At 67.1% G+C, this 2,619-nt stretch carries 3 protein-coding genes; 1 reads left to right on the forward strand and 2 read right to left on the reverse strand.

The genetic code is table 11. The annotated features are described in order from the left end of the window. Window positions 1-93: 93 nt before the first annotated feature. Window positions 94-828 carry a glycoside hydrolase family 25 protein gene (locus ACFWF3_RS31605; protein WP_379317432.1) on the reverse strand — a complete coding sequence of 245 codons (735 nt, stop codon included), beginning with the start codon at window positions 826-828 and terminating at the stop codon, window positions 94-96. Between the two features lie 130 nt (window positions 829-958). Between ACFWF3_RS31605 and ACFWF3_RS31610 the strand changes: the two genes are divergently transcribed. Next, entirely contained in the window at window positions 959-1,645 is a 687-nt protein-coding gene (locus ACFWF3_RS31610; protein ID WP_379317434.1) for a pentapeptide repeat-containing protein, read from the forward strand. Here the strand turns inward: ACFWF3_RS31610 and ACFWF3_RS31615 are convergent. Beyond that, a partial coding sequence (locus ACFWF3_RS31615; RefSeq protein ID WP_379317436.1) for a glycogen debranching protein occupies window positions 1,642-2,619 on the reverse strand: 978 nt, incomplete at its 5' end. The genes ACFWF3_RS31610 and ACFWF3_RS31615 overlap by 4 nt on opposite strands.

Consider the following 2,619-nt stretch of genomic DNA (forward strand, 5'->3'; position numbering starts at 1 on the left):
GATGTGGTCCCGGGTCCGGAGCCGGGACCACATCCGATCCGCTGACGAAACCGCTACCCCGGCTGGGCGAGTAGCGGTTTGTCATATCTGAGTTCAGCTGCTGCCGAACATTCCCGACATGTTGGCGAAGCGGGCGAGGTCGCCTTGCGCGCCGCTGTAGACGTTGACGTCGGTGCCGCCGTGGATGCCGGGGACCGTGCCGCGGTCGGTGGTTTGCCAGAAGGTCCAGGCGGGCCAGTTGCCGGGGACCTCGGGCTGGTCGTTGCCGCTGTAGTCGGCGATCCAGAGCGGGTATCGGGTGAAGGCGCTGGTGTCGGCCATCGCGGTCTTCCAGAAGTGCGGGTAGGTGTAGATGATGGGCGTGCGGCCGGTGAGGGTTTGCAGCGCGTTGAGGTAGCGGTGGGTCCAGTCGATGAGCGCGGCGGAAGCCAGGCCACCCGAGGTTTCCAGGTCGAGCACCGGGGGCAGGTCGAGGGGCCCGTTCTGGCCGAGGACCGTCGCCGCGTACATCGCGGCCTGCGGTTCGGGCGGCAGCTCGGGTCGCGCGAAGTGGTACGTCCCGCGCGCCACCCCGGCGGTCCGCATGAGAATGCTGTCCTGCACGAAGAACGGATTGATGTAGTGCAGGCCCTCGGTGGCCTTCACCATCGCGAACTGGTGTCCGGCCGCGCGCACCGCGTGCCAGTCGATCATCCGGCCGTCCACATGCTGCCAGGACGACACATCCGGCCCGCTGGGCTCCGCCTGCGCGGTAGCGGGAAATGCGCAGACCAGGGCGATGAGCGCAACACAACCACGAACCGTCGAACTCCAGCGCTTGGTGTCCATGGCCGTCGACCGTAGTGACTTGTTGCCTGTGTGACCAGTGGTGTTGGTGTGTGTCTGTGAAAAGTTACCGAAAGCCTGTCGGCCCGTGCCCGTATCTTGGTGCGGACATCGGCTGACAGGGAGTGGTGGCATGGCGCGCAAGAGTGAGGTGCGGTTCGAACCGGCGGTGGCGAAGCCGGGGGCGCTGCGACCCGCGGTCTCGCCCGGCGACGATCCGATCGACGAACTGACCGTGACCGACGTCGAATATCGCGACGCGGATTTCGCCGAGCGTCACGTCTCCGGCATGAGCGTCGAGGCCTGCCTGTTCGACAGCGTTCGGTTTCCGAGCACCCTGCGCCACAGCACCATCGCCGAATCCACGCTGCGGGTCTGCGATCTGGCCAACGTTCAGGCCGATGACTCCTCGATGATCGAATCCCTGATCGAGCACGGTCGTCTCACCGGATTGTCGTGGACCGCAGGTGTTCTCCGCGACGTCCTGATCGACTCCACGCGCGCCGACCTGTCCTCCTTCGCCCAATCCCGCCTGCGCACAGTGGTGTTCCGGGACTGCGATCTACGTCAAGCCGACTTCCAGAGCGCCGAGTTCCGCAACGTCCGCTTCGAACGCTGCAACCTCGTCGGAGCCCGGTTCGCCGGCGCCCGCATCCAGCAGAACCTGCGCTTCGAAGACTGCGACCTCACCGGCATCTACGGCATCACCGCCCTGCGCGGCGCCACCATCAACGGCGGCGACCCGGAGGGACTGGCGTCGACTCTCGCGCGCGAACTCGGCATCACCGTCGAATGGCACACCGACATCGCGGAGAACTAGCCGAGCCAATCGAGCACCGAAGCGGCAGTCCAGGATTGCTGCATACTCCCCAGTGGAGCGCCGGTGAACGGCTCGTAGTACTCGGCGAAGCTGCCGTCACTGGCCTGGCGCAGGCCTTCGGCGCGGAGCATGTAGGAGCGCTCCGCCCAGCCACGGCGGGCGAAGGCCCAGGAGAACAGCCAGCTCATCACCGGCCAGACGGGGCCGCGCCAGTATTCGCGGGAGCGGAAGTCCTTGGCGACCGGCGAGGTGGACGGTGGCAGGGCGTAGCGCAGGTCGGGGTGGCCGCAGAAGCGTGGGCCCTCGAAGGTGTTGAGGAGGGCGCGCTCGGCGTGGCGGGGCAGGCCACCCGAGATCAGCGGGGCGAACATGGCGAGGGTCTCGGTACTGATCCAGCGTTGCAGGCGGACGTCGTAGTCCTTTGCGGCGCCGGTCCGTTCATCGGTGGTGGCGACCACGCCCTTGCGGAAACGGTCGGCCCAGCCGTGCAGTTCGCGGACGTCGGCGTGCGGTTGTTTGTACTCCTCGCCGATATCGGCGAGCACCTCGCAGGCCAGTGCGAAGATCGCCGACACGAACACGTCCTCCACGGCGAAACTCATCACCGAGGTGAGCTGGAAATCGTCGTAGTTCGCGCGCCGCATCTGCTCGACCAGCCACAGGTAGCGGTCGTACTCACGGTCGCTCGGCCGCTGGGTGGGGTCGGAGATGATCGAGGTGTCCGCGCGCCGGTACGGCGGAAGATCCGTCCCCGGAACAACATTGGCGTACGCGCGGTCCCAGCGCGGCGAGTTGTCCATGCCGGATTCCCAGCCGTGATACAGCGTGATCCGCCCGGTTTCCTTCGGGTCGCGGGCATGCGCGAGCCAGCGGTGCCAGCGCACCAGATCAGGCCAGCGGCGGTTCAGGAATTCCTCGGCGACCGCGCGGGTGGAGCGGCCGTGCCTGCGGGAATGATCGAGGATGCGCTGCAC

The organism is Nocardia sp. NPDC060220 (genome assembly GCF_042727815.1).
In the GTDB taxonomy this organism is placed as follows: Bacteria; Actinomycetota; Actinomycetes; order Mycobacteriales; family Mycobacteriaceae; genus Nocardia.